Origin of the sequence: Bacillus cereus group sp. BfR-BA-01355 (assembly GCF_022663675.1) — a bacterium.
GTDB lineage: Bacteria > Bacillota > Bacilli > Bacillales > Bacillaceae_G > Bacillus_A > Bacillus_A thuringiensis_S.
The window spans coordinates 1-5,331 of record NZ_JAKUFY010000195.1 but is presented as its reverse complement, the minus strand read 5'-3'; the positions used below and the strand labels follow the sequence as shown (position 1 = coordinate 5,331).

The following is a 5,331-nucleotide window of genomic DNA, read 5'->3' as shown; positions in this document are numbered from 1 at the left end:
AACGGCCGTACAGGTTACGTAAGTGCAGACTTCGTTAAGTTTGTAAAAGGCGGAGTAAATAACGTTACAAATAACAATAACGTTACAAATAACAATAACGTTACAAATAACGTTCAACAACCAGGTAAAGACGTACAAAAACCAACAACAGGTGGAGATACATCTTCAATCGCTGGATTCGCTAGATCTTTAAATGGTTCACCATACAGAACTGCTGGTACAACACCTGCTGGTTTTGACTGCAGTGGATTCATTCACTACGTATTAAATCAAACTGGTCATAAAGGCGCTCGTCAAACAGTTGCTGGATACTGGAGCTCTAAAACAAAAACTAGCAATCCACAACCAGGTGATTTAGTATACTTCCAAAATACTTATAAATCAGGTCCTTCTCACATGGGTGTTTACTTAGGAAACGGTCAGTTCATTAGTGCAGAAACAGATGCAACTGGTGTACGTATTAGTTCTGTAAGTAACTCTTACTGGAGCAAGCACATTTTAGGTTACACAAAAGCATACTAAGAAAAAGTAGTTTTATATACTTTTCGTATAGAGAAAAGGCTTTCCAAGGAAACTTGGGAAGCCTTTTTATAGTTGAATAAATTGGAAGTTTAATAGTTTTTATTTTAATTTTCCATTTAAAAATCGATCATATAAGTCGTGGAAATAGTTAGGACGAAATAAGTTCGCTGCATGTCCTGCTAAAGGTATTTCCTTGTATAGAACGTTAGGTAAAATAGATTTCAAATCAAATAGACAAGATTTATAGAGATGATCATGCTCTCCCATTACCCATAGTATAGGGTGAGGAAGTGATTTTAATTTAGATTTTAAATCGAATTCTAACCGATGTCGTAATGACTGGGCAATTATGGATGAATGTAATTGTAATCCGAAACGGTAGTAAATATTTCTTGAAATGACTGCGAATGGATTTGCTTTTAGTATACCACTTGGAAAAATAGTATTTGCGTATTGAGAGAGCCATTTAGAGTATTCATCTCCTCGCTTCTCCCAAAAATTTTGAAATACATTATATAAACGAGAAGGGTTATTGTAATGTCCTCCAATATGACAAATACTTAATACTTTTTCTGGATGCATTTGTGCAAAAATTGTAGAGATGTAACAGCCGTAACTTAGTGCACAAATATGAGCTTTTTTAATATTTTCTTGTTCATATAAGTTTAATAATTGATCTACGAGGCGCTGTAATGAAAAGTCGATTGCTTCTCCTTTATCATCACCGTGACCTAATAAGTCATAAGTTATAATGTTGTAGGAGGCAGAAAATCGTTTTTGCTCCTTTTTGAAGGCGCGACGATTACCAACTAATCCATGAATAAAAATAATTGTTTCCTTTTCAGAATGTATATTTGTTTGCAAAAAGGATACTCCTTTCACTAACTGGAGATTTATATCGTGTTGTAAATTATTTATAATTTACATAGAATAATATTAAGTACCAGGTAATAATATCAGATGTTTATATCTGTTGTAAAGATGAGTTTTTATGTATATTTTGTAAAAATAGAAAAAGTGTGTTTACATTCAGTTTACATTTGTATCGTATTCTAATTTTAGAAAGAACAGTTTTGTTTAACACGAGGAGATGAACAGGAATGGAAGTTAGAAATGAAATGAAGAAAAAAGGGAGTTGGAGGCAGTTTTTACGCCTTATTCAAGATACAAATCCTCCGAAAGGAATTTTAGTTTTTGCATTATTAATGAGTTTGCTTTCTACGGGAGCGAGTTTATTTATTCCCATGCTAACAAAAGGATTAGTAGATAATTTTTCGCTTTCTTCAATTAGTGCAGGACAAATTGTTGGGTTAGTTGCTTTCTTTGTAATGCAAACTATTGCGGCAGGGTTATCTATATATTTACTAAATTACATCGGTCAGAAGATTGTAGCGGGACTAAGAGAACGTTTGTGGAAAAAGGTACTTATCTTGCCGGTATCTTATTACGATCAAAATAGAACAGGTGATACGATTAGCCGTATGACGAATGATACAGGTGTAGTGAAAACGTTAATTTCTGAGCATTTGTCAAACTTATTAACAGGTGGTATTTCAATTGTTGGATCGTTAATTGTATTATTTGTTTTAGATTGGAAAATGACTGCGTTACTTTTAACGGTTATTCCGTTGTCTGTATTAATTTTAGTTCCACTTGGACGAAAAATGTATAAGATTTCAAAAGCGCTTCAAGATGAAACGGCATCTTTTACAAGTGTGTTAACGCAAGTGTTATCGGAAGTTCGTTTAGTGAAATCTTCAAATACAGAAAAAAGAGAATATGAAACGGGTAATACAGGTATACAAAAGTTATTACAATTTGGTTTGAAAGAAGGAAAAGTGCAAGCATTAATTTCGCCAGTTATGTCGTTTGTTTTAATGGCATTACTTGTTATTATCGTAGGATATGGCGGGATGCGAGTTTCTAGCAGTGCATTAACAACTGGTGAACTTGTAGCGTTTATTTTGTATTTAGTTCAAATTATAATGCCGATGAGTCAATTATCTATGTTCTTTACACAATTTCAAAAGGCAATCGGTGCAACGGAAAGAATTAGTACGATTTTAGAATATGAAGTAGAAGATCATGAAACTGGTGTGAAAGTGGCAAATGCTAAGCAGCCGATCGTTCTTGAAAATGTACATTTTGAGTATAACGAAGAAGAGCAAGTTTTGAAAAATATTGATTTTACAATTGAATCTGGAAAAGTGACAGCGATTGTAGGACCAAGTGGTAGTGGGAAAACAACGTTATTCTCATTACTGGAACGTTTTTATGAGCCAACTAGTGGTGCTATTAAATTAGGAAAAGAATCAATTACGAGTTATTCATTAGAGTCATGGCGACGTCAAATCGGTTACGTATCACAAGATAGTCCGTTAATCGATGGAACGATTCGTGATAATATTTGTTACGGTGTTGAGGGCGAAGTAACGGATGAAGAAATTGAAAAAGTAGCAGCGATGGCATATGTGGATGCATTTATTCATGACTTACCAAACGGATATGCAACAGAAGTTGGAGAACGCGGTGTGAAGCTTTCTGGTGGACAAAGACAGCGAATTGCTATTGCCCGAGCGTTACTTCGAAATCCGCAAATTCTTATGCTGGATGAAGCGACTTCAAGTTTAGATAGTAAGTCCGAGTCTGTCGTTCAAAAAGCGTTAAATAACTTAATGAAAGGCCGAACAACGTTAGTGATTGCGCATAGGCTTTCTACGGTTGTAGATGCAGATAAAATTATCTTTATTGAAAAAGGGAATCTTACAGGTAGTGGTACGCATGATGAATTATTACAGACGCATGATATGTATCGTGAGTTTGCAACGCAACAATTGAAAATTAAAGAGGGTGCCTTATAAAATGAATCATCAGCGGGGATTTTACTCCATTGATGATTCATTTTAAAAAAATATATTAGATGCTAAGTAGAAAGGAAATGGTTCCTTTGATACCTAAAATTTTAATAGTAGATGACGATCCACACATTAGAGAACTCGTTTCTGTATTTTTAGAACGAGAAGGTTTTCAAACATATGAGGCAATTGATGGAGTAGATGCACTTCAGAAAATGGATGACGTAAAAGTCGATATGGTTATTCTTGATATCATGATGCCAAATATGGATGGATTTGATGTATGTTTTGAATTAAGAAAATACTATGATATCCCGGTGCTGATGCTAACTGCCAAAGGGGAAACATCACAAAAAGTAAAAGGATTTCACATTGGGACAGATGACTATCTTGTAAAGCCATTTGACCCTATAGAACTAGTAGTGAGAGTAAAGGCATTGTTAAAACGTTACCAAATTACAGTTTCGCAATCGATTCAAGTTGGAAATGTATTATTAAATCGTAAAACATTCGAAGTTACATCTGGAGAACAAACGGTTACGTTACCGTTAAAAGAATTTGAGCTGCTCTTTACTTTAGGGTCTAAATCGGGAAGAACTTGTTCGAGAGAACAATTAATTGAAGAAATATGGGGATATGATTTTGAAGGGAATGAACGTACACTAGACGTTCATATTAATCGGTTACGTGAGAAGTTTCAAGAAGAGCAGTCGAAATTTAGTATTAAAACAATAAGAGGATTAGGGTATCGCTTAGAGGTAAGTAAATGAGAAAAAGAAAACGAATGAGTAAGTTGAAGATGATGAAAGTATTTGGAGCGGTATTAGCGCTCTTTTCTTTTCTTACTATCATTTGGTCTATCGCATTTTATGTAGCAACTAGTTTATTGAATGCTTTTGACGTAAACGTATCGCCGTTTGTTGCCTTTCTAATTAGTGATATGGTCGGTTTTGTATTTATTATTCTTATTTGGACATTAATTGGAATATTAATGAGGCCAAAACGAGAGGCAATGATTTGGACTATTATTGAACCGATACAAAAAATTGCAAAAGGAGACTTCTCCGTAAAAATACGAAATGAAGAAAAGTATGATGGAGAAATTGGCGTGCTCGTAAAAAGTATAAATGATATGACAGATGAACTGAATACGATGGAGAAAATGAGACAAGAATTTGTATCAAATGTTTCTCATGAAATACAGTCACCATTAACTTCTATAAAAGGATTTGCTAGAGCACTACAAGACGATAATCTTTCTGAGGAAAAAAGAAAGCATTATCTTACAATTATTGAAACTGAAACAACGAGATTATCTAAACTAAGTCAAAATTTACTAAAGCTAACTCTTTTAGAATCCGAAGAGTATACACCAGAGAGAGTGAGTTATCGATTAGATCAACAGTTAAAGCAAATTGTGTTAAATAGTGAACCACTCTGGGCTGAAAAAGAAATTGAATTAGATCTTGATTTAGAGAAAGTCCATGTAACTGCAGACCAAGAAAGTATGAGTCAAGTGTGGATTAATTTAATTCATAATAGCATTAAATTTACTCCAAGCGGTGGTACAATTACTATTCAGTTAAAGGAACATGAGACAGTAGTGGAAGTGCGTATCTGTGATTCAGGAATTGGTATATCAGAAGAACAGAAACAACATATTTTTGAGCGTTTTTATAAAGCGGATTCTTCACGAAATCGTGTCTATGGAGGAAGTGGCTTAGGTTTAGCTATTGTAAAGAAAGTACTCGATCTTCATCAAGGAGAGATAAAAGTAGAGAGTGAAGAAGGAAATGGAACAGAATTTATTGTGCGTATTCCTAATGATAAAGACAAGTCGTATTTGAAGTGAACCCGAATAGTGGTACATGAAAAAAACACCTCCTGAATTCGCATACTAAGTATGCAAATTCATTGGAGGTGTTTTTCGTTTGAAGACAAGAGTTCATTACCC

General features: G+C 34.3%; 5 protein-coding genes. 4 read left to right on the top strand and 1 reads right to left on the bottom strand.

Going from position 1 to position 5,331, the window contains the following annotated elements:
• A partial coding sequence (locus MR167_RS30305; RefSeq protein ID WP_242316160.1) for a C40 family peptidase occupies window positions 1–522 on the top strand: 522 nt, incomplete at its 5' end.
• Between the two features lie 99 nt (window positions 523–621).
• Here MR167_RS30305 and MR167_RS30300 read toward each other — a convergent pair.
• Window positions 622–1,386: an alpha/beta fold hydrolase gene (locus MR167_RS30300; RefSeq protein WP_001194308.1), complete on the bottom strand. Its 765-nt coding sequence runs from the start codon at window positions 1,384–1,386 to the stop codon at window positions 622–624.
• A 236-nt stretch (window positions 1,387–1,622) separates the two neighbouring features.
• Between MR167_RS30300 and MR167_RS30295 the strand changes: the two genes are divergently transcribed.
• The 3 genes from MR167_RS30295 to hitS all read left to right on the top strand — a co-directional run bounded on the left by MR167_RS30295 (window position 1,623) and on the right by hitS (window position 5,229).
• A complete protein-coding gene (locus MR167_RS30295; RefSeq protein ID WP_242316159.1) occupies window positions 1,623–3,383 on the top strand; it encodes an ABC transporter ATP-binding protein in 1,761 nt (586 codons plus the stop codon).
• Between the two features lie 86 nt (window positions 3,384–3,469).
• Window positions 3,470–4,147 carry an envelope stress response regulator transcription factor HitR gene (gene hitR / locus MR167_RS30290; RefSeq protein WP_242316158.1) on the top strand — a complete coding sequence of 226 codons (678 nt, stop codon included), beginning with the start codon at window positions 3,470–3,472 and terminating at the stop codon, window positions 4,145–4,147.
• The gene (gene hitS, locus MR167_RS30285) at window positions 4,144–5,229 is read left to right on the top strand and encodes an envelope stress sensor histidine kinase HitS (RefSeq protein WP_242316157.1); all 1,086 of its coding nucleotides are present in this window, start codon (window positions 4,144–4,146) and stop codon (window positions 5,227–5,229) included. Before hitR ends, hitS begins: the two co-directional genes overlap by 4 nt.
• Window positions 5,230–5,331 lie beyond the last annotated feature (102 nt).

Excerpts from the sequence above, each read along its gene's own strand:
- hitS (WP_242316157.1), top strand. The coding sequence starts at position 4,144 with ATGAGAAAAAGAAAACGAATGAGTAAGTTGAAGATGATGAAAGTATTT.
- MR167_RS30295 (WP_242316159.1), top strand. The coding sequence starts at position 1,623 with ATGGAAGTTAGAAATGAAATGAAGAAAAAAGGGAGTTGGAGGCAGTTT.